Source organism: Salegentibacter sp. T436 (assembly GCF_001932675.1).
GTDB classification, from domain to species: Bacteria; Bacteroidota; Bacteroidia; order Flavobacteriales; family Flavobacteriaceae; genus Salegentibacter; species Salegentibacter agarivorans.
In genome coordinates this window covers 568,161-590,674 of the sequence record NZ_CP012872.1, presented here as the reverse complement: position 1 = coordinate 590,674, position 22,514 = coordinate 568,161, and the positions used below count along the sequence as shown (strand labels likewise).

20 protein-coding genes and 1 tRNA gene are annotated in these 22,514 nt (G+C 36.8%); 8 read left to right on the top strand and 13 right to left on the bottom strand.

Annotated features, from left to right (window positions below):
* Positions 1-134: 134 nt before the first annotated feature.
* The gene (gene rpsI, locus AO058_RS02510) at positions 135-521 is read right to left on the bottom strand and encodes a 30S ribosomal protein S9 (protein ID WP_075325081.1); all 387 of its coding nucleotides are present in this window, start codon (positions 519-521) and stop codon (positions 135-137) included.
* Positions 521-976, bottom strand: coding sequence for a 50S ribosomal protein L13 (gene rplM, locus AO058_RS02505; protein ID WP_075325080.1), 456 nt, complete (start codon positions 974-976; stop codon positions 521-523). The genes rpsI and rplM overlap by 1 nt, the downstream gene beginning before the upstream one ends.
* 340 nt (positions 977-1,316) lie before the next feature.
* On the opposite strand from rplM, the gene AO058_RS02500 reads away from it, so the two are divergent.
* On the top strand, positions 1,317-1,910 hold the full coding sequence (locus AO058_RS02500) for a hypothetical protein (RefSeq protein WP_143083637.1): 594 nt from the start codon (positions 1,317-1,319) through the stop codon (positions 1,908-1,910).
* 117 nt (positions 1,911-2,027) lie between these two features.
* Here the strand turns inward: AO058_RS02500 and polA are convergent, their stop codons facing one another.
* Positions 2,028-4,859, bottom strand: coding sequence for a DNA polymerase I (gene polA, locus AO058_RS02495; RefSeq protein WP_075325078.1), 2,832 nt, complete (start codon positions 4,857-4,859; stop codon positions 2,028-2,030).
* A 269-nt stretch (positions 4,860-5,128) separates the two neighbouring features.
* On the opposite strand from polA, the gene AO058_RS02490 reads away from it, so the two are divergent.
* Both AO058_RS02490 and AO058_RS02485 read left to right on the top strand, forming a co-directional pair.
* On the top strand, positions 5,129-6,355 hold the full coding sequence (locus tag AO058_RS02490) for a metallophosphoesterase (protein ID WP_075325077.1): 1,227 nt from the start codon (positions 5,129-5,131) through the stop codon (positions 6,353-6,355).
* 107 nt (positions 6,356-6,462) lie between these two features.
* Positions 6,463-6,759, top strand: coding sequence for a thioredoxin family protein (locus AO058_RS02485; protein ID WP_075325076.1), 297 nt, complete (start codon positions 6,463-6,465; stop codon positions 6,757-6,759).
* Here AO058_RS02485 and AO058_RS02480 read toward each other — a convergent pair.
* Together AO058_RS02480 and AO058_RS02475 are read right to left on the bottom strand one after the other, a co-directional pair.
* Positions 6,756-7,532 carry a polysaccharide deacetylase family protein gene (locus AO058_RS02480; RefSeq protein WP_335740073.1) on the bottom strand — a complete coding sequence of 259 codons (777 nt, stop codon included), beginning with the start codon at positions 7,530-7,532 and terminating at the stop codon, positions 6,756-6,758. The two genes, AO058_RS02485 and AO058_RS02480, sit on opposite strands and share 4 nt — an antisense overlap.
* 63 nt (positions 7,533-7,595) lie before the next feature.
* Complete coding sequence (locus tag AO058_RS02475; RefSeq protein ID WP_075325074.1) at positions 7,596-10,898, bottom strand: DUF2723 domain-containing protein; 3,303 nt, start codon at positions 10,896-10,898, stop codon at positions 7,596-7,598.
* 326 nt (positions 10,899-11,224) lie between these two features.
* Here AO058_RS02475 and AO058_RS02470 point away from each other — a divergent pair.
* Positions 11,225-11,297 (top strand) — tRNA-Gln (locus AO058_RS02470).
* Between the two features lie 115 nt (positions 11,298-11,412).
* Here AO058_RS02470 and AO058_RS02465 read toward each other — a convergent pair.
* Positions 11,413-12,171, bottom strand: a complete 759-nt coding sequence (locus AO058_RS02465) for a DUF481 domain-containing protein (protein ID WP_075325073.1) — start codon at positions 12,169-12,171, stop codon at positions 11,413-11,415.
* A gap of 156 nt (positions 12,172-12,327) precedes the next feature.
* On the opposite strand from AO058_RS02465, the gene AO058_RS02460 reads away from it, so the two are divergent.
* From AO058_RS02460 to AO058_RS02445, 4 genes are all read left to right on the top strand, one after another.
* Positions 12,328-13,560, top strand: a complete 1,233-nt coding sequence (locus AO058_RS02460; RefSeq protein WP_075325072.1) for a PAS domain-containing sensor histidine kinase — start codon at positions 12,328-12,330, stop codon at positions 13,558-13,560.
* Positions 13,561-13,600: 40 nt separating this feature from the next.
* Positions 13,601-14,632, top strand: coding sequence for a response regulator (locus tag AO058_RS02455; RefSeq protein WP_075325071.1), 1,032 nt, complete (start codon positions 13,601-13,603; stop codon positions 14,630-14,632).
* An 84-nt stretch (positions 14,633-14,716) separates the two neighbouring features.
* A complete protein-coding gene (locus AO058_RS02450) occupies positions 14,717-15,463 on the top strand; it encodes a universal stress protein (RefSeq protein WP_075325070.1) in 747 nt (248 codons plus the stop codon).
* A 191-nt stretch (positions 15,464-15,654) separates the two neighbouring features.
* Positions 15,655-16,284: a carbonic anhydrase gene (locus tag AO058_RS02445; protein WP_075325069.1), complete on the top strand. Its 630-nt coding sequence runs from the start codon at positions 15,655-15,657 to the stop codon at positions 16,282-16,284.
* A gap of 241 nt (positions 16,285-16,525) precedes the next feature.
* Here AO058_RS02445 and AO058_RS02440 read toward each other — a convergent pair whose 3' ends face one another.
* The 7 genes from AO058_RS02440 to AO058_RS02410 form a co-directional block, all read right to left on the bottom strand.
* Complete coding sequence (locus AO058_RS02440; RefSeq protein WP_075325068.1) at positions 16,526-16,918, bottom strand: group III truncated hemoglobin; 393 nt, start codon at positions 16,916-16,918, stop codon at positions 16,526-16,528.
* 9 nt (positions 16,919-16,927) lie between these two features.
* Positions 16,928-17,209, bottom strand: a complete 282-nt coding sequence (locus AO058_RS02435) for a hypothetical protein (RefSeq protein WP_075325067.1) — start codon at positions 17,207-17,209, stop codon at positions 16,928-16,930.
* A 131-nt stretch (positions 17,210-17,340) separates the two neighbouring features.
* Positions 17,341-18,618 carry an acetyl-CoA hydrolase/transferase family protein gene (locus AO058_RS02430; protein ID WP_075325066.1) on the bottom strand — a complete coding sequence of 426 codons (1,278 nt, stop codon included), beginning with the start codon at positions 18,616-18,618 and terminating at the stop codon, positions 17,341-17,343.
* Position 18,619: 1 nt separating this feature from the next.
* The gene (locus tag AO058_RS02425) at positions 18,620-19,198 is read right to left on the bottom strand and encodes a YceI family protein (RefSeq protein ID WP_075325065.1); all 579 of its coding nucleotides are present in this window, start codon (positions 19,196-19,198) and stop codon (positions 18,620-18,622) included.
* A 128-nt stretch (positions 19,199-19,326) separates the two neighbouring features.
* Positions 19,327-20,586: a hypothetical protein gene (locus AO058_RS02420; RefSeq protein WP_075325064.1), complete on the bottom strand. Its 1,260-nt coding sequence runs from the start codon at positions 20,584-20,586 to the stop codon at positions 19,327-19,329.
* Positions 20,587-20,611: 25 nt separating this feature from the next.
* Positions 20,612-21,199, bottom strand: coding sequence for a YceI family protein (locus AO058_RS02415; protein ID WP_075325063.1), 588 nt, complete (start codon positions 21,197-21,199; stop codon positions 20,612-20,614).
* 256 nt (positions 21,200-21,455) lie between these two features.
* The gene (locus AO058_RS02410) at positions 21,456-22,334 is read right to left on the bottom strand and encodes a cell division protein FtsX (protein ID WP_075325062.1); all 879 of its coding nucleotides are present in this window, start codon (positions 22,332-22,334) and stop codon (positions 21,456-21,458) included.
* Between the last annotated feature and the right edge of the window lie 180 nt (positions 22,335-22,514).

The window sequence follows — 22,514 nt, the reverse complement described above, 5'->3', positions numbered from 1 at the left end:
ACACGTAAGTGGCTGTTTATTATAAACACGGCCTTACCTGTTTAGATGCTAAACTAACTCCCAATAGCATTTGGGATAACAACAAAATTCTTTTTAATATTAAATGAACTTTGGAATATAGATTCCAATAAAAATTAACGTTTAGAGAACTGAAATTTCTTACGAGCTTTCTTCTGTCCAAACTTCTTACGCTCTACCATTCTTGGGTCTCTGGTCATTAAACCTTCTGGTTTTAACACCGCTCTGTTCTCTGCATCCAGTTCTACCATTGCTCTTGCAAGTGCAAGACGAATAGCTTCTGCCTGTCCTGTAATTCCACCACCGTAAACATTAGCAATAATGTCGAAGTTATCGTCATTACCGGTAAGGTTAAGGGCCTGGTTTACTTTGTAAAGTAAAGGACCTGTGGTAAAGTAGTCTTTAAGGTCTTTTTTGTTTACGCTAAATTTTCCGCTTCCTTCAGAAACGTAAACACGCGCAACCGCCGTTTTTCTACGGCCAATTTTGTGAATAACCTCCATTACTTAAGATCGTTTAAGTTAATAGTTTTAGGTTTTTGTGCAGTATGATCGTGATCTGTTCCTGCGTAAACCTTTAAATTTCTAAATAGGTCTGCTCCAAGTTTGTTCTTTGGTAACATTCCTTTTACTGATTTTTCGATAATTCTCTCTGGATTTTTCTCGAATAATTCAGCGGCTGTTAGACTTTTTTGTCCACCCGGGTAGCCGGTGTGACGAATGTATTCTTTCGAATCCCATTTCTTACCGGTTAAGTTGATCTTTTCTGCGTTGGTAACAATTACGTTATCACCACAATCAACGTGCGGGGTGAAGTTAGGTTTGTGCTTACCTCTTAGTAGCTTGGCTACTTTAGATGATAGGCGGCCCAACGTCTGTCCTTCAGCATCCACGTGTACCCATTCTTTGGTCACGGTAGCCTTGTTGGCTGATACTGTTTTGTAGCTTAATGTGTCCACACTAATTAAATTTACTTATTATTAAACATTCCATTCCCATTCCCAGCATGATTCATGTCGGGAAATCGGGGTGCAAATGTACAATTATAAATTCATATAGCAAATCCGAAATTAATTAATTTATTTTGAGGAAGATAGCTGTACCTCAGAATTTTAAGATTGCGCTTTTTTATAAAGTTTTTGTAGCTATATGAGGCTATTACAGCATTACTCCTACATTTTTCATCTAATCTGAATCGTTAAAAAGCACATAATGAACGTTAAACGGTAATATTTATGTTAATAAAGTCATAAATATCTTCTAATGCACCTTATATTTGTAGCCCCAAATTTATTTGCTATGAAAAACCTATTTATGTTTAGAAACCTTTACGCAGTGTTCGGGTTGGTGCTTGTTTTAGCTTCTTGTGAGCCAAACCAGGATCACGTAGCCGAAACTGAAATTACCGCAACTAATGCAATGGCAACTATTACTCCTGAAGATCTTGAAGGAGAATGGAAACTTTCTGCAATGAATACCGATACCGCTGTAGATCTTAACAACGATCAAGTATTTAATTCTAATATTTTGTTGGAAACCGATTGTTTCCAGGATATGGGGGTTATATTTTATGCCGGTGGTGATATGACCACTACTAACTCCAGGCTTGATTTTAGAGCCGGGGTAAATAATAATGATTTTGAATGTCTTTCTGGCAGAACAGATACCGGGCTCTGGGATGTTGAAAATGAAAACGACCAGGAAAGGTTAGTGATTACTATGACTATTAATGGAGAAACCTATACTCATAAACGTATATTAGAAAGAACCACAAATACCTTTGCATTTGAAGTAAACAAATTAGAATCTCAACAATATTTAAACGGTAGCCCAGATGGGACCGATGCCGAGAATGTAGATGTATTATCTTTAGAATACACTAGAGTGAATTAGGAACCTAACCTATAAATTTTAGTGTTAGATAGAAAAACCTCGCAGCTTTGGTTGCGAGGTTTTTTGTTTTACTAAAGATTGCTTCAGTCGTGCCTCCATCGCAATGACGGAGAAATTCTAATGTGCTTCCAGCCAGTTATTGCCTTCTCCTAATTCTACGTCTAAAGGAACATCCAGTTTGTAGGCGTTTTCCATTTCAAACTGAATCATTTTCTTTACTTCTTCAATTTCATCTTTATGAGCATCAAAAACCAATTCATCATGTACCTGGAGTAACATTTTGGTTTTAAATTTTCCTTCTGTGAGTTTTCGGTAAATATTAATCATTGCCAGTTTTATAATATCTGCTGCGCTACCTTGTATTGGTGCATTTACCGCATTTCGTTCTGCAGCGCCACGCACTACCGCATTTTGTGAATTGATATCTTTTAAATACCGCCTTCTACCTAAAATGGTTTGAACATAACCGTTCTCCCTGGCAAAAGCTATCTGGTCTGCAATGTATCCGGTTAATTTGGGATAGGTTTTGTAATAGGTGTCAATAAGTTCTTTTGCTTCGGCACGAGATAAATTGGTCTGATTGCTTAAGCCGAAGGCTGAAACGCCATAAATAATTCCAAAATTTACAGTTTTAGCGTTGCTTCTTTGCTCACGGGTTACTTCATCTATATTTACGTTAAAAACCTGGGCGGCGGTAGAAGCGTGAATATCTTTACCTTCCTTGAAAGCTTTGATCATATTATCTTCTTCGCTAAGCGCCGCAATAATTCGCAATTCAATTTGAGAATAATCGGCAGCCAGCAGAATATGATTTTCGTCTCGCGGAACAAAAGCTTTTCTCACCTGGCGACCACGCTCGGTCCTTATCGGTATATTTTGAAGGTTAGGATTGTTGGAGCTCAATCTTCCCGTAGCTGCAATAGTTTGCACATAATCGGTATGAATTCTGCCGGTAGCTTTTTGTACCTGGTTTGGTAATGAATCTACATAGGTATTTTGGAGTTTTACCAGCGCACGATACATTAAAACATCCTCTACGATCTTATGTTCTTTAACTAAAACCGAGAGCACATCTTCGCTGGTTGAATATTGGCCTGTTTTGGTCTTTTTGGGTTTTTTAACCAACTCCATTTTTTCAAAAAGAATAAGCCCTAATTGTTTTGGAGAGCTTATTTTAAATTCTTCCCCGGCTTCTTTATAAATGCTTTGCTCCAAATCTTTAATGTCGCTATCCAGTGCGTCAGAAAGGGATTTTAGGAAATTCTCGTCTAATTTTATGCCTTCCAATTCCATTGCGGCAAGCACTCTAACTAGCGGAATTTCAATTTCATCAAAAAGCTTTCGGGTTTCTGCTTCTTTTAATTCCTGTTCAAAGAATTTTTTAAGCTGAAGGGTAACATCGGCATCTTCTACACCATATTCGGTTTGTTCTTCAACCGGAACATCCCGCATCGACTTCTGATTCTTTCCTTTTTTTCCTATTAATTCTGAAATAGGTTGCGGGGTATAATTAAGGTAAGTTTCGGCAAGTACATCCATATTATGACGCATATCTGGATTGATCAAATAATGCGCGATCATAGTATCGAAAAGTTTTCCTTTTATTTCAATATTATATTTTGCTAAAACCTTGATGTCATATTTTAGGTTTTGACCAATTTTTTCAATTTTTTCGTCTTCAAAGAATGGTCTTAATTCTTCAATAAGTTCCTGGGCTTTTTCTCGTTCTTCGGGAAAAGGCAGGTAAAAACCTTTACCGGGTTCCCAGGAAAACGCAATACCTACCAGCTCTGCTTCCAGCGCATTTAAACTTGTGGTTTCAGTATCTAAGCAAACGCTTGTTTGCTTCATTAAATTTTGAAGTAATAATTTTCTGGACAATTCAGTCTTTAAACTTTGGTAGACGTGAGCCGTATCTTTTAAAGATTTTCTTCCGCCAGAACTGGCTTCAATTTTTTCTGAATTATCACCTCCAAACAAAGAAAACTGGCCTTCGCCTGCAGTTTTGGAAACTTTTTTAGCTGAAGGAGAATTTGTGACCTGGGTTTGTGGTTGATCTTCTTCGCCACTAAATAATTTTATAAATTGATCTCTTAACCTTCTGAATTCAAGTTCTTCAAAGATCTCCTGCACTTTTTCGGCATCAGGTTGCGAAAGTTCGTAATCTTCAGCGTGAAATTTAACATCACAATCGGTAAGAATAGCTGCAAGTTTTTTAGAAAGAATTCCCTGCTCGGCATGACTTTCTACTTTCTCCTTCATCTTACCTTTCAACTGGTCAGTATTAGCCAGTAATTCTTCCATACTTCCAAATTGCTTCAGGAACTTTTTAGCGGTTTTTTCACCAACTCCGGGAAGTCCGGGTATATTATCTACCGCGTCGCCCATCATTCCAAGAAAATCTATCACTTGCTCCGGCCGTTCAACCCCAAATTTCTTCTGTACTTCGGGAATGCCCCAAATTTCTATTCCGTTACCCATTCTTGCCGGGCGGTACATAAAAATATTTTCGCTCACCAATTGAGCAAAATCCTTATCTGGAGTTACCATAAAAACCTGGTAGTTTTCTTTCTCGGCTTGTAGGGCGAGGGTGCCAATAATATCATCGGCCTCACAACCGGGAAGCACTACCACCGGGATGTGCATCGCATTTAAAATATCCTGGATAATTGGAATAGCTTCTTTTATTGGTTCTGGCGTAGCATCGCGGTTTGCTTTATATTCAGCAAACATTTCGGTTCTAACCTGGCTGCCTTCTTTGTCAAAACAAACGGCTAGATGATCTGGCTTTTCCCGTCTAATAACATCAAAAAGGGAATTCATAAAACCCATAATTGCTGATGTATCAAAGCCTTTAGAATTAATCCTGGGGTTTTTTATAAAAGCGTAGTAACCACGGAAAATAAGCGCGTAAGCGTCCAGTAAGAATAAGCGTTTTTGAGCAGACATATATTTTGGAATATTGTTTTTCTAAATATCCCAAAACTACAAAGATATTATCATACTGGCTTTAGTGGGTCTTAAAAACTTGAGGTAACCTGCTAACTATTATTTTGCAATTAGTGGTATAGTCAAATTTTATGCTATATGACATTTACGGCACTATTTAGGATAAAAATTTGTCGGGTTATTATAACTAAAACAGGCGTTAAAATAAACCCAAACGAAATTTATAAAGTAATGATTAAAAGTATATTCGCAAAAATTTAAGAGTACTCATGCGCTGGATTATATTAATAGTTTTTTTCCTTTTAATAGAGATTTATGCCTACCAGGTTTTAAAAACACTTACCCGTAATTACTGGGTGATAATTTTATATTTTGTTATTACCGCTGCGGTTTTGGGTAATTTCCTATACCAATGGCTTACGCCAGTAGAAGGTAGTGTCCTCACCGGGGCACGGGGTTATGCCTTTGGGTTTCTACTTTCAGTATTGCTTTTTAAACTTATTCTCACCCTCATTATGTTTGGGGAAGATATTTACAGAATGGGTATCGCAGGATATGAAAAATTATCTTCTTCTAAAGGAAATTTTGCTCTCCCTTCACGTAGAAAATTTTTGAGCCAGTTAGCTATGGGACTTGCTGCCATTCCTTTGGCCTCGGTTTTATATGGAATGTACCAGGGGAAATATAATTTTAGAGTTTTGCGTTATACATTATACTTTGAAGATCTACCCGATGCTTTTGATGGTTACCGATTAAGCCAAATTAGCGATGTTCACAGTGGTAGTTTTGATAACAAAAACAAGATTAAATACGGGGTAGACCTTCTAAACGAGCAAGAAAGTGATATGGTTGTTTTTACCGGGGATCTTGTTAATAACGAAGCTTCAGAAATGGAGCCCTGGAAAGAAATGTTCAGTCAAATAAAAGCGAAAGATGGGGTGTATTCTATCCTGGGAAATCACGATTATGGAGATTATAAAAACTGGAATTCTTCTGAAGAAAAGAAACAAAACCTAGATACTTTGAAGGAAACCCATGCTGAAATGGGTTGGCAACTTTTACTGAATGAGCATAAAATAATTGAGAGAAACGGTGAAAAAATCGCTTTAATAGGTGTAGAAAACTGGGGCGCCGGCGGATTTAAAAAAGAAGGAGATCTAGATAGGGCTGGGGAAGGACTAAGCGAGAAAGATTTCAAAGTTTTATTGAGTCACGATCCTTCTTACTGGCAGGAAAAGATAAAGAAAGATCCTAAACATTATCATTTGACGCTTAGTGGTCACACCCACGGAATGCAGTTTGGTATTGAAATTCCAGGATGGTTTAGATGGAGCCCGGTGCAATATCGTTATCAAAACTGGGCTGGAATATATGAAGAATTTGGCCGTTATATTAACGTAAACCGCGGATTTGGCTATTTGGCTTTTCCCGGGCGCGTGGGAATTTGGCCAGAAATAAGTGTAATTGAACTCAAAAAAGGCTCAAAACCTGCATAATCTGGAGAATTTGCTATATTTGAATTAGTATTTGCTCCGAAAAAAAGTATGAAGTGCGTTTCCCATTTTGAATCTCACTTGGTGAGTCTAATTAAAAGAAAAACTACATGTCAAAATTTGGAGAATTAATAGATCTCAATATTCCGGTCTTGTTAGACTTCTACACCGAGTGGAATGAAGATTCAAAGGCTATGAGTCCTGTTTTACGCGAAGTTGCCGCTTCTATGGGCAATAAGGCAAAAGTGATAAAAATCGATGTAGATAAAAATGCTCAACTTGCCGAAGCGCTTAGGGTGAAAGCTTTGCCAACCTTAATGATTTATAAATCTGGTGAGATGAAATGGCGCCAAACCGGGGAACAGGACGCTGCAACGCTGGTAGGTATTCTTAAGGAATATATTTAAAGCGCTTTAAAACTGATGCCTTTTTCAGCGTAATACTCCAAAACTTTAGGTAGTGTATATTTCAAATTTTTAAAGGCTTTTTGGCTGTCGTGAAAAACAATAGTGCTTCCACCTGAAGCATTATTTATCACATTTTTAAAGCATTTTTCTTTAGAAATCCTGTTTTCAAAATCTCCACTTAAAACATCCCACATCACTATTTTATAATTCAGTTTTACAAGTGCTGAGGCCTGTGAATTGTTGATTTTCCCGTAAGGAGGGCGAAAGAGTTTTTGCGTTGAAGTTTCGGGTTGCGAGTTGCAGGTCACGGGTTTCGCGTTTTCCTGGTTCTGGGTTCTGTTATCTCTTCTCTCTTCTCTTTTTTTTCTCTTTTCTTGAAGTATTTCCTCCGTCTTTTGTACATTTTCAACATAGACTTCGGTTTTAGTTTTCCACCCATTTAAATGGTTAAACGTATGGTTCCCAATACGGTGATTTTCTTTTGACAATTGCTGAAAGATTTCTGGATTTTTCCTGATGTTGTCACCAATACAAAAGAATGTCGCTTTTGCTTTATACTTTTTTAATTGCTCTAAAACCCAGGGCGTGATTTCGGGAATAGGACCATCATCAAACGTGAGATAAATACTTTTTTTATCCTGAATTTGGGTAATTCGGTTGGGATAGAGTTTCCTTAAAATTGAAGGATATTTTATAAAAAACGGGTTCATATTAGAAAAGTGGTTCAGAGAAAAGCTGAATCGGGTTGCGACCTGAAATCCAAATGCTGCCACTCCGTATTTTGAAAAAATATTCCTGCCAGTTTTATAAACCTTGCAGGAATATTTTTAATTTTTTTATTCTTCTACCGCAGAATCTATTCTAAGCGAAGTATTTCCCCGGTTCAATTCAGGATTCAAACCCTCCTGAATAGCACTTTCCTGTGAATCTTGCGGATCTATTTCTTCTTCTTCACCATAAAAATGACGGAACATTTCCAGGTGTTCATTAAATTCGTCGGCTTTTTCTTCGAGAATTTCTTCATCCTGGTGAACTACGAGTAAATCTACCAGCGCGCGGTAACGCTCAATATCAGATACAATTTCATTGAAATTTCGATACTGCCTGTCTATATCCCAGCTGCTGTAATATTCAAGGTTTTCCTGGTAGTTTTTAGCAATTTTCTCCCAAATTTCCCTTGCCTTTTCGGGTTCGCCAACTTCATAATAGCCACTAACATAAGGTTCTAAAAGCGCATAATATTGAAAATGTTCTACCGGCATATGTTCCATTGCAAGGTCAAGCACTTTTTTAGCACGGGTAGTGTCCTGTTCGTTTAACAGGTTTTCTACCAACCTGGCAAGGTTACTTCTGTAGGTAATGGAATTTCGGCGCGTTTCAGTATCGTGATAAATATCGTCTGATCCCATATTACCCCAATCCCAATTCATCACAATATCGTACATCTTATCGGTGTTGATGCGCCCCATATCGTATGGGTTTCTTTGGTCTATTGGTGTTTTAATAGGAACAAGTTTATATGCTACACCTTCAAGCTGCAGGTATTCTTTCATCCAAAGATAATCTTCGTCGCTAAAGCTTCCGCCAGAGAAATAAATTGGTCTTTCCCAATTATTGTTGGCAATAATATCCAGCATTAATAATGTATTCTTATAAATAGCCTGCGACTCTATATTAATTACAATTTCATCTACAATTTGATCTGCAAAGCGTTCTTCTACGATTCCATTTTCTAAAACAGCTTGTTTATCTACAGGAACACTTATATTTCGGGTAGGGAAGGTGTTTATTGTTTGCCCACTTTGTAATTCGGCTTTTGTTCTTGGGTCATCATTTTGAATATAATTCAGCCAGGTTTTAATGGGAATGGTATCGCGGGTAACTTCTTTAGCAAAAACCACATCGTTAACTCCATTGTAATCCTCATTTTCAAATTGTGATGGAATAGGATCACTTTCAAAAGCCTTACGCTTCATTTGGTCTATATACCAGTCGGTGGCAAAAAGGCTTGTGTTTACCACTCTAACATCGGTACGGTAACGTTCAATTTGCTGCACATACCAGAGCGCAAAAGTATCGTTATCTCCAATGGTGAAAATAATACCATTTTCATCTACAGAATCCAGGTACATTTTGGCCATGGTAAGTGTAGAATCCCTACCGCTGCGATCGTGATCGTCCCAGTTTTCTGAAGCTAAAAGTACAGGAACCGCTAAAATTGATGCTGCAATTACAATTGGTGCAGCCAATTTTGGTTTCAGGAATTTTTTAGCCCAGTCAAAGAGGGCGTAGGCTCCAAAACCAATCCAAATGGCAAAAACGTAAAACGAACCAACTAAAGCATAATCGCGTTCCCGGGGTTCAAAAGGTCTTTCATTTAAGTAAATTTTTAGTGCAATACCCGTAAAAAGGAAAAACACCAGTAAGACCCAGAAATTATTTTTATCTCGTTTAAATTGAAAAACAAGACCTATTAATCCTAAAATCAGTGGAAGAAAATAATAGGTATTTCTGGCTTTGTTATTTTTTACATCGCTGGGAAGATTGTCTTGTGGGCCAACGTGGATCTCGTCTATAAAATCTATCCCACTAATCCAGTTACCGTGAACATCGGTATATTTTCCCTGTATATCGTCCTGTCTTCCAACAAAATTCCACATAAAATATCGCCAGTACATATAACCAATCTGGTACTCTAATAAATAGCCAATATTTGAAGCGAAAGAAGGTTTCTCGATATTTAAGTAATCACCAAACTGTCTCAAGAAGTTGTGATAATCGTTATTATCCAGTTCGCCCTGGGAAAAACGATTCTGGAATTCGTTTACCGCACTTACCAATCTCTCTTCACTCTGGTATTCTGGTTTTATGGTAAAATCTAAGGGGCCGGTAAAATCCATGTAATTAGCAGCGTGCTGCGTACTCCACATCCTAGGCAGGATTGCTTTATGCGAATCGTCCAGGTTTTGTTTTGCATTTTTATAATCGTTTACAATAATATACTCCCCGGCTTCTTCGTCTTTTTCATACTTTGGTTTAGCATCGGTATATGGATTATCTTCATCTAAACCGGCGTACATTTCAGAAAACTGCGGGCCGTAGAATAAGTGAGTTTCGCCGTATTGTTCCCGGTTGTAATAAGCGAGCAACTCCCGCGCATTATCGGGACTGTTTTCATTAATAACCGTAGGAGCATTAGATCTTATAGGAAGCATTACCCAGCTGGAAAATCCAATTAGGATAAAAAGAATACAAAGGAATAATGTATTAAGCTGAAAATAATTTTTCTTTCGGGTATAATTGATTCCGAAGTAAAAAGCAGCAACAATTACCAGGAGTGCAATTACGGTTCCTGTATTGAACGGAAGCCCCAGCGAGTTGGTAAAGAATAATTCTGAAGCAGCAAAGAAAGTAAGCGTGTAGGGCAGAAGCAGTTTAAAAATAAACATCAATACAGCTACCACCACAATATTGGCGATTATAAAATTCTTTACGGTAACCTTTTTATAATTTTTAAAGAAATATAGAAATCCTATGGCAGGAATGGTAAGTAATCCCATAAAGTGAACGCCAAAAGATAAACCCACAACCAGGGAAATAAGAATTAGCCATCTATTTCCGCGGGGTTTAAACATATCACGTTCCCATAACAAACCTAAATAGAACATAAGCGCCATTAGGCAGGCGGCCATGGCATAAACTTCGGCTTCTACCGCACTAAACCAAAAACTATCGGTAAAAGTAAAAGCTAAAGAGCCAACTAGCGCACTACCTAAAACAGCCATTTTATTGGCAGGTTTTAATTTTTCTATAGGGCCGGCTACTTTTAAAACCAATAAACTAATAGACCAGAACATAAATAAAATAGCAAATGCACTTGCTGCGGCCGACATAAAATTCACCATAAGCGCCACCTGGGAATTATCTGGTGCAAATGTTGAAAAGAATGCTCCCAGCATCTGGTAGAAAGGCGCTCCCGGTGGGTGGCCTACTTCAAGATTTGCCGAGGTTGCAATGTATTCACCTGCATCCCAAAAACTTGCGGTGGGTTCTAAGGTGAGGGTATAAGTAGTGAGCGCAATTACAAATACCAGCCATCCTAGTATTTTATTCCACTTCCTGAAGCTAAAATCTGTCATTATTGAGTAAAGTTGAGTAGTATGTGGCGAATTTAATAATAAAATTATGAATGCTCTATAATAGATAATTAAATGCTATTAGGCTTACTTAGAAGCCAGGATGTATTTTTCCATTAAGCCAGCTGTAGGCTTTGTTCTGAGATAGCTTACTAACGGAAGTTAAAGCGAAATATTTTCTGAAATGACTGAAAATAAAGCTGTTTTGGGATTTTTATATTTGTAGATATTTCCGTTTAAATTGAACTCGAAAAAAATAGGTTTATTTTTTGCAGAAAAAGTTTGCGCAATAGAAAGTTTGTTTTAAATTTGCATCCGCATTACAGCAATGGCCTATGGTGTAACTGGCAACACGTCTGGTTTTGGTCCAGAAGAGTCTAGGTTCGAGCCCTAGTAGGCCAACAAAATTAACCGAATTCTGAAAAGAGTTCGGTTTTTTTGTTTTTAAAGTCCTGTAAAAATTTTAGCTTCAGCTTTTTGCCCAAAGACATCTCCACAATAGAAACTTTTTTTATCCCTAAAAACTAAACCCAACACCAATTTGTAATTGCGAGGTGTATTCCCGGGTATTTAAAGGAGTTTTACTGTCAAAGTAATAATCGTAAATAGTAAAAACTTTAAACCATTCTGCCAGCGGGATGTCCAGTCTAAATTGTTCTAAGAGCCTGTAATCTTTAAGGTTTTTATAAAGCGGCTGGTAGTAAACCGTATTGGTGACCGAGAAATTTTTTGATTTCGATAAATAGGAAACAGAAAGATAAGTGCTGTTTCTATGCTTGTATTCTGTTGTCCCGGCCCTGTCGCTATATTCAACTTCATACATATAGCTATTGCCAAGATAACCTGAGAAATTCTCGCGGTTCATCCATTTTAGTCTTAAACCTGCACCTACAAGATTTCTTTGTTCAACCACCAGCAGTTGATTGTATTGGCCTTGCAGAAAAGCTTCAAACCTTAAGAGTTGATTAAATTTATAGTTAAAACGGGTATGTAGAAACCAGGAATTTTGCAAATTTCCTTCATCAGCATCTATTAAACGGTAATTTCCTAAAAAGAGATAGGTTTTTTTTAAATCTTTTGATTTTAACTGGGTAGTTAGCGTTCCGTTTATCTGGTTTACCGATACCCCGTCGTTGTTGGAATGGTTAAAAGCAAAATCGGCATTTAATACAAATCGGGTAGAATCGGTTTGAAGGCGTTTGGTTTCAATATTAACCAGTTGCGCCTGCCCCAAAAAGGGTAGAAGTAGAAATAATAATAGGAATCTCCAGTGCATTAAAAGTTTTTGGCAAAACAAAGATAAAAAGTATTGATAACCTTATTCAAAAACCGATTTTATTCTTTCTGGTATTCTAAAATAAAAACTCTGTTTGCTTAATAAATCATTAAACACTTTGTAATTTAGTTTCCTTAAATACCTAACCTATAAATTGTGGCTTTAGAATTTTTTAGAGAAAACGAACAAATATTCAATACATTATTCGAGGCGGCTTCAGAAGGCGTTATCGTGGTAAACAGCCAGCAAACAATAGTTACCGCCAATCAAGCGGCCTTAATTATGTTTGGTTACGACAAGGAGGAGCTTTTAGGTGAACATCTCAATATTTTAATTCCTGTACGCTATAAATCTAATCACCATCAGCATTTTGACAGGTTTATGAAAGATAGTGAGAAAAGACAAATGGGTCATGGCAGGGATTTGTTCGGGGTAAAAAAAGATGGGACACAATTTCCGGTAGAAGCAGGATTAAATCCGTTTCAGGTAGATGGGGAGCGTTTTGTAATGTCTTTAATTGTAGATATTACCATTAGAAAAGAAAATCAGCAGCGCATTAGAGAACTCAATGCCGAGCTAGAAGACAAAATTAAAATTCGTACCCAGGAACTTAGAAATACGGTGGATGACCTTGAAAAGGAAATCACCAAGCGAAAAGAAGCCGAAAAACGTATTAAACTTGCACTAAAACAGGAAAAAGAGCTCAATGAGCTAAAGACAAAATTTCTTTCCCTGGTGAGTCACGAATTTAAAACTCCGTTAAGCGGAATTCTTACTTCGGCTACTTTGGCCGAAAAATATACACAAACCGAACAGCAGGAAAAAAGAACAAAACACCTTACTACCATAAAAAACAAGGTGCATTATTTAAATAATATTTTAAATGATTTCCTTTCGTTAGAACGCCTGGAATCTGGGAACGTGAACTATAAATACACAGCTTTTAGCCTAAACAAACTTATTAACGAGGTAATTTACAATGCCAATGTGACTTTAAAATATGGGCAGGAGATAGAATATGATAGTGAAATGGGAGATGTAACCCTATATCAGGATGAAAAAATTCTGGAGCTTATTCTTTCAAATTTAATTGGAAATTCTATTAAATACTCTCCAGAAGATTCCACTATCTATTTTAGAATATTTCCTACTGAAGAAAAAATTATCTTTGAGGTGGAAGATGAAGGAATGGGAATTCCGGAGAAAGACCAAAAGCATATTTTTACACGTTATTTTAGGGCCGAAAATGCTTTGCTTAACCAGGGCACCGGCATAGGGCTTAATATTGTTAAAGTTCATCTTGAAAATATGGGAGGCAATATTAAATTTGAAAGTATAGAAAATAAAGGCACTAAATTTACTGTAACATTACCTAGCCAAAATAGATAACCGCTTATGTTACTTGAGCGGACATTGAAAATAATTTAAGATGAAAAAAATACTTTTAATTGAAGACGATGTAACCGTTAGGGAGAATACTGCAGAATTGCTGGAGCTCTCAAATTATGAAGTAGTAACCGCACCAGACGGGAAGAAGGGTGTAGATAAAGCAAAAGAAGAAATTCCTGATATAATAGTGTGTGATATCATGATGCCAGAACTGGATGGCTACGATGTACTTACGCGCCTTTCAGAAGATTCAGAAACCAAAGGCATTCCTTTTATTTTCCTTTCGGCGAAAACCGAACATAAAGATGTAAGAAGAGGAATGGACCTTGGCGCAGACGATTATCTAACCAAGCCTTTTGAAGAAGAAGACCTTTTGAGCGCTATAGAAAGCAGGCTGGCAAAAGTAGAGATTTTGCAAGCCCAGAAAAAGGATAATAATGGAGAAACCGTTCAAAATCTTTCGGCTTTTCGCGAAATGATGAGAAACCGCGAGCAGATTAGTTTTAAGGCTGGTGAAAATATTTATGAAGAAGGAAAATCTTCCCTGCATTTTTATATGGTAGAACGCGGGGTTGTAAAAGCCCACAAATATGATAGCCGCGGTAAAGAAATGATTACCGAACTTTACAAAGAAGGAGATTTCTTCGGAAATTTAAGCTTTAATAAGAATTCGGCTTATGGCGAATATGCCACGGCTTTAGAAGACAGTGTGCTTTACGTGGTTTCTAAAGACGAATTAAGGGAAATCCTTAAGAGCAATAGTAATATTAGTATGGAATTGCTCCAGGAAATGGGCGATCATCTTATGGGGGTAAAAGAGCAATTAATGGAAATTGCCTATGCTTCAGTAAGAAGAAAAACAGCCAGAACTATTTTACTTTTCGCTCATAAAATTAAGAAAAACCCATTACACAGTATTAGAATTTCGCGGGCAGACCTGGCAGGAGTCGCTGGTATAGCTTCAGAAACGCTAATAAGAACCCTTTCCGATTTTAAAAAAGAAGGACTTATTGAAATTGAAGGCAGAAATGTGAAGCTTTTAGATGCAGAAAAGCTGGAGGCAATTAGTTAATTTTTACAGAACTGACCGGAATCATATTTAGGATTGATCTTTCACGCTACTTTTGGCCAAAATTAGTGCTGAAAGGTCAAGCCTATGAATATTTTAATACTTACAGATTTTTCTCCCCAGGCTTATAATGCTGCACGCTATGCCTTGAATTCAAATTCAGGCTCATCAAAATTTTATGTGCTTCATGCCTCTTCTACCGGCGTGGCATCAAAAATAGATGAGGCGCTTGTAGACTTTGTTGCCAGGCTTAAAAAAGAGCCTGCTGCAACTGGCCATTCATTTTATACTCTTCCTTTTGCCGATAACCTTATAAATGCAACCCGAAAGGCAATAACCGAAAAAAGGATAGACCTAATTGTGATGGGTGCATCTGGAAAAAATACTTCTAATTTCCAGGGTTTAGGTGGGAATACGTGTAATGTAGTAAAAAAGGTAAAATGCCCTGTATTGGTAGTGCCTAATTGTGAATTTAAACAATGGGAAAGACTTTATCTTCCTATAGATTTACGATTTCCTGTTCATACTGAAGCTTTACAATTATTGCAAAAGTTGCCCGTTGCTCCTAATGTAAGCCTGGATGTATGGGAATTTAATTTGAATAATTCTGAAGGACAAATAGAAGATTTTAAACTGCCCAATTATAAACTTAACCGAAAAACGCTCAAAGAAGAATCAGATTTCTTTGGGAAGTTCTGGCCAGAAGCAAATGTAAAGGCCAATATTATAGTGTTTTTTGCCCGCCAGCTTCATATTACTGAAAAGCTTTTAAACAGGCTTTCGGCTACCGAAACCCGGAAACAAAACCTTCCGGTGCTTATTCTTCACGGCTAAATTTCTAAAATTTGGTTAAAGTTTTCTGTTTAGCTATTAAAGTTAGCTCTTTAGCTGCGTGCTACTTTGCTAATTATAGTAGAAAACCTTATGTTTATGCACGTTCCCAAAATGCAGCTCCTGCTTTTATTTAGAAGGAATGCATAAAATTAAACTTGGGAAGAAGATGATAACTTTATATAACGAAAGAAATGGAGATTAAAGAAATTTTTGAAAACAATAAGAACTGGATTCAGGAAAAATTACAAAAAGACGCAAATTACTTTAGCGATCTGTCTAAAGGCCAAGACCCGGATATTCTTTACATAGGTTGCTCAGATAGTAGGGTTACAGCTGAAGAACTAATGGGAGTAGCGCCAGGTGATGTTTTTGTACATAGAAATATTGCTAATATGGTGCCCAATACTGATCTAAGCGCCATGTCTGTAATAGATTATGCGGTTGCCCATCTTGGGGTTAGACACGTAGTTGTATGTGGCCATTATTATTGCGGGGGTGTTAAAGCCGCTATGCAATCTCAGGATTTGGGTATTCTAAATCCCTGGTTAAGAAATATTAGGGATGTATACCGTATTCACCAAAATGAACTGGATGATATTAAAGACGAAGAAGCACGTTATAAAAGACTTGTTGAATTAAACGTGCAAGAACAGTGTATTAATGTAATAAAAACTGCAGAAGTACAGAGAGCATTTTTAGATAGAGGGATAACCGTGCACGGTTGGGTTTTCGATATTCATTCTGGTAAGTTAATTGACCTTAAGATCGATTTTTCAGAAATCCTGAAAAATGTGATGAAAATCTATCATTTAGATAGTTAATAAATACAAACCTTAGGTGTAACTCAAGTTACAGGCTAAAATAATAGTTACAGCTCTTTCCTTAGGAAAGTTGTTCTGGGTAATTATTTATCAATAAAATAAATTTTAAGAGGCTGTCTAGATTGATCTAATTTAGATCTTTTCCGAAGTTTTAAGATTGTTTTATTTATTTAGGATTAATTTTTAAATAATTCTGAAATCAATTTAAAATGATGATTTAAAATCTTTCTAGACAACCTTTTTATGCTTTGTTTTCTCTAGCCTGAAACATCTTTAAATATAAATGTGAAGACATCTTCCTGGCGTTATTTTTTGCCCGGTTGGCGAGTTCACCTTCGTACAATTCGTCTATAGTTTCAAACCATAAGTTTAGCCAAATCCCGAAATGGTAATTGGAAATCTCCTGGTTGTTTTCCTGGTCTACTTTTACGTGAACCTTTTGAGGATTGCCCTTGTAGGTTGCTTTAAAAAAGAGATTGCTTTCCCAGAAATCGGTTAATTTCTCGAAATGGGCATCCCAGTCTTTTATTACCTCATTGAAAAAATGACCAATTTCAGGATTTTGCCTTACTTTTTTATAAAATCCGGAAACCAGTAAAAAAACATCTTCCCGGGTTTTAATATCATTTTTCATACAGTGGTGCTAGAATATATTTATAAGGATAAAGATAGAGGATATTGCAAGGCTAAGCAAAAGTGCATTAAATACAATTTTAGATTTAAACTGCGCTAAAATCACGGTATTGAAGCCCATACAAACTATAACTACAATAAAAAGCTGAAGCATATCTATAAATGTATGTCCGTTCATTAAAATTAGCATTGCAGCCACAGATCCTAAACAGCTGGATGCGATAATACCAATTGCTGAATATCCCATACTCATTTCTTCAAAATCGGCCAGCAAAGTTTTGTAAAGTTTCATAGTTTTTAATTTTAAATGTGAGGTAAAATTAAGGTTGAAGCTGCTGGAATCTTATGAGCATAATCATAATTGAATTAAAAAAGCCTGGAAAAATTGAATTTCTCCAGGCTTTAAAAATATTTTAAGTGCTTCTATCTAAATTGATTATGTGATTCTTTCTCTAATTGCTCCCTATGGTCTGGATGCGCTATAGAAATAAGTTCTTTAGCTCTTTGTTTCAGGTTTTTTCCATAGAGATTTACAACGCCATATTCTGTAGCAATATAATGCACGTGTGCCCGGGTTGTGGTTACGCCGGCGCCTTCTTTTAGAAAAGGTACAATCTTGGAAATACCGTTTTTGGTGATAGATGGCATTGCAATAATAGGTTTTCCACCTTCAGAAAGTGCTGCTCCTCTTATAAAATCCATTTGCCCGCCAACGCCAGAGAATTGATATTTCCCAATAGTATCGGCACAAACCTGGCCGGTAAGATCTATTTCTATAGCCGAATTTATAGCGGTTACTTTAGGGTTTTGTCTAATTATAGCCGTATCGTTGGTATAAGCCGCTTCTTTAAAATGCACAATAGGATTATCATCAATAAAATCGTATAAATCAGGTGAACCTATGGCAAAACAGGTCACCAGTTTTCCGGTTTTTATTTCCTTACTTGCCCCGGTAATTACTCCCGATTTTACCAATGGCAAAATTCCGTCAGAAAACATTTCAGTATGGATTCCCAGGTTTTTGTGGTTTTGAAGATTATTTAAAACTACATTGGGAATACCCCCAATTCCCATTTGGAGGGTAGCGCCATCATCAATTAGTTCGGCTACATGTATACCAATTTGTTTTTCAATTCCGGTAGGAGCAGTAACACTGGTAGCAAAAATAGGCTGATTCACTTCTATGGCAGCCTCAATCTGGCTGCTGTGAATAATTCCGTCCCCGTGGGTTCTTGGTACATTTGGGTTTATTTGCGCAATTACTTTTTTAGCCTTTTGAATAGCGGGTAACGTGATATCTACTGAAACTCCCAGCGAACAATATCCGTGTTTATCGGGTGGGGAAACCTGGATAAAAGCAACATCTAAAGGCAAGATATCCCTGCGGAAAAGGTTATGAATCTCACTTAGAAATATGGGAATATAGGTTCCTTTATTAGAATTGACCGCATTTCTAACGTTGCCGGCAACAAAACACGTGTTGATGCTAAAAGAACCGGCGTAAGGTTCTTCGGTGTATTTTGCTTTTCCCTCGGTATGAATTTGTATAATTTCAACATCGGTCAATTCATTATAACGATCGCATAATGCATCAATTAGGGTTACCGGCGTCATTGCGGCACCCTGAATAAAAATGCGGTCACCAGATTTTACTTTGGCAACCGCATCCTGAGCTGATAATATTTTTAGATGATTCAGCATTTTAGGTTTTAACGTTTAAATTGAAATTAATTTCTATTACTTCATCCAGGACGATGAGCCCAAAGATTTTACTGGGTGCTTCCAGGTTAAAATCTTTAATATTAAGCTTCAATTTCCCATCAAAACATAGTTGTTTATCTCTTGTAATCTCTACCGGAAACTTATAATCTTTATTAACCCCTGCAATGGTGAAGCCTATGGTTACTATAGAATTTCCTTCCTCGCTCATATCTATTTTCTTTAGTTTCAAGAGGATTTCAGGATGTTCTTTAGATTTTAGAAGTTCGTGAAAGTCTTTATTTATTTTTCGGTTGCCACAATCAAAATTCACATTTTCCAGGGGTAAAACACTATTCTTAAAATGAAGAATTTCACCATTCTCTGTATAATGCACTTTAAAAGTTTCATATTTAAACCTAAGGGTATTAAAATCACATTCAAAATCGTTGATATTGGTTGTGCCTTTAATGCTTAAGTGACTATCTGGAAGAATATCAATTTTTCTGGTTTCCAAACCGGTTTGCGCTACTCCCGTAATAGTAAAAAATAATATAAAAAGTAAAGGAATATAAGTTTTCATCCTGGTTTAATTTAGGGCATTTCTATAAAGATAAGTAATTGAATTCTGGTTAAGAAATGGTTGGCAACAGGAGATAAAAAGCCCCGGTGAATCTCTTGTGAGATAGCAACCGGGGCTCAACATTCAACTTAAAAACTAATCGCTGCTTCTAGCATAAGTCCGTTGAAATTACCTTCGTGCAGAATAGTTCCAGGGTTAAATCCATTGTAGTCCTGAGTTACATATTCTACTTTCGCAAGGATGTTCTTGGTCATAAACCAACCTGCACCTAATTGGTATCTGGTAATATCTATGTCGTTACCGCCCATTTCAGTTCCTTCTACAGTATTGTATCGTCCACCTATATAGAAGTTTTCATTTTGACCGAATCTGTAGATCAATTCAGCTGCAATTTGGTCAAAATCTCTGTCGCTTGTTTCAGCATCTGCTTTTCCGCTCGCTCTTTCATAAGTTCCGAAGAATTCTAATCCTTTGTATTTTACAAAAGGGTTGAACATAAAGGCAGTTAGCTCATTTCTAAGACCAGGATTATAACGTCCAGATCTAAAGTTTCCTGCAGAAGAAGCATCTGGGTTCTCCATTACAAGGTAGTATCTAGAACCTGCACGGTCTGCACTGTATAAATATGCGTTAGAACTTTTACCGGTGTGATAAACAGATCCTGTTAATCTTACTCTTAGATCTTCAGCTACATAATCGTCGTATCCTAATTTTGCAAGGAAAGAAGCTCCAGTTGTTCCGGGGTTATTTACGGCCTGGTTTAATTTACCGTTTGTAAGTCCTACCATTCCAATAAAACCGTTGTCTCTGTAGTATACTTCAGCACCAACTTCGGTAGTGAAGCCATCCATTATATAGTTTCCAACAAATGGGTTGTGGATTGCCTGTGCGTTATCGGTTCTTCTAAAGTGAGCATCACCATAGTTGTTTTCCATATGACCAATTTTCACAGTTACCTTGTCCATTAAGTCTTCCATAAAACCTTCTCTTACAAAGTTTAATTTATCAATCTGGATGTAACCACCTTTTACATAAGGTTCTGGGTGGTGCCGAGAAGATAGGTATGTTCTAAGGTGCATTCTAACTCCATCGTATAGAGCAACATCCAGGTCAAGGTTGGCAGTAGCCAGGTTAAAGTTGTCTCCAATTTCAATTAGTGGTTCACCAGAGTTTTCGTGATCTATAGCCTGGAATTGAATAGTAGAAGCACCACCAACTCTTACTTTTACACCGTCAAAATCTGTGATGGTATCCTTAGGAGCCTCAAAAACGTTGATTCCTCTTTTATCTGGAGCTCTATAGTTATCCAGGTCTCTGTCCTGTGCCTGCATTTGCAAGCCAAAAAGAACGAATGCAATTAAGCCGAAGTATTTGATTGAATTTTTCATTGTAATAATTTTTAAAATTGAATAGTTATTTAGAAAATGTAGATTTGAATTTAATAGTTACTTCCTCGCCGGTGGTAATTGTTCCAAACATAGCAGTAGGAGGGTCAATCTTGTAATTGGTCATATTAAGGCTTTCTTCACCATTTATTTCCAATTTGTTTCCGTTAAGCTTAGCAGTGAATTCTACCGGTACTTGTTTAGAAACTCCCGAAATTTTTAAAGTCGCAAGGCCATTTACTTTGTAAGAGTTGCTGCCGTTGGCTTCAATCTTCTTAACCTCGTCTAACTTAAATTCGATGTTTTTATATTTATCGGTATTAAGTGCTTTGTAAGCATTTTTGTCCATTCCGCCTTTTCCACTTTCCAGGCTTTCAGCTGGAATACTTACCTGAAGTTTTGAGATTCCTGTTAATTTCCCGTCTTCAGTGGTAATGGTTGCACCTCCTTGCTTTGAGGTTGCCTTCATTTCCCAATCGTGGATGTTAGAGGTTCCTTCAACAATAATTTCAGAAGAATTATCCATTTTGAAATTTTGCCCGAACATGTTGCCTGCGGTTAGCAACATAAAAAATACACCTGTAAGAATTACTTGATATGATTTTAAAACTTTCATGATATTAGGTTTTTAAGTTTGGTACAAAGTTGGGGCAGAAATGCAGCAGAATCTATGACGAGAGTCAGTTTTGAGAATGTTTATTTAAATGATTTTTAGGAGACACGATAAGGAACTTTATAGTGTTTACAAGGGGTTTCGCTTACTAAAACGTTTGCGATTATCAAATATACCAAGATATTTTAGCCGAAAAAAATTAGAAAATTATTCTGAATTATTCCTGTTTCTGAGAAAAAAGAAGGCTAAAGCAAGCTTATTAGTAATAAAGCTCGTCGGTTTTTAGGTTTAAAAACCGGGAGGTAGCAAAAAATGTACTTAGCCAGGTAATAAGGATTCCCATAACGAAAACGCCTATAAACAAAGCGGCGAGTAATTTTACATCTGAAGTTAATGAGAGTTGTGGGAAGCTATTGTTAAGATAATAGAGTGCCCCGGCCATACCAATAAGTGCGATTATGGCGCCAATTATTCCCAGTTTTACACTTTGCCAAATAAATGGCCTGCGAATAAAGCCTTTTGTAGCGCCTACCATTTGCATGGTCTTAATAATAAATCGTTTAGAATATACCGAAAGTCTAATAGAACTGTTTATAAGCAATACCGCGATAAAGGTGAAAACCCCGCTGGCAATAAGCACCCAGAAACTAATTTTCTTTACATTTTCGTTTAAAAGTGCAATAAGAGGTTTATCATAAATTACTTCATCTACAAAATTTTTAGAAGTAAGATCGGCTGCTATTTCATCTACCTGTTCGCCAGAGACATAATCGGCGTTCATATAAACATCTATAGAATTCTGCAGAGGATTATAGCCTAAAAACTCCATAAAATCCTCACCTATTTCCTTGCTGTGGGCTTCGGCGGCCTCTTCTTTAGAAACATAGGTGGTAGATTTTGTATAATCTGCCATTGCCAGGCTTTTCTTGAGTTGTTCTATCTCAACTTCTTTGGCGGTATCTTTTAAATATACGGTGAGCGCAATTTGCTCTTTAAAATGATCGGCTACTTTTTTGGTGTTTAAAACCAGTAAACCTAACATTCCCAATAAAAAAAGTACTAAAGCAATACTAATCACTACCGAAAAATAAGACGAAATTAATCGACGTCTTTGGTACTTTTCAAAAGATGTGCTCATAGGTAACTTTAGATTTTTTGTAAAAATAAAAAAGATAAGCTTGCAATATCTTTAAAACGTTTAAAGTTTAAAAAAATTAGCAAGTACAAAAAATATTTTAGTCAGGAATCTCAGAAATATCTATAAGTTGTCTCAAAAAAATCTAATTTCGTCAAGCTGAACTTGTTTCAGCTTCTAACA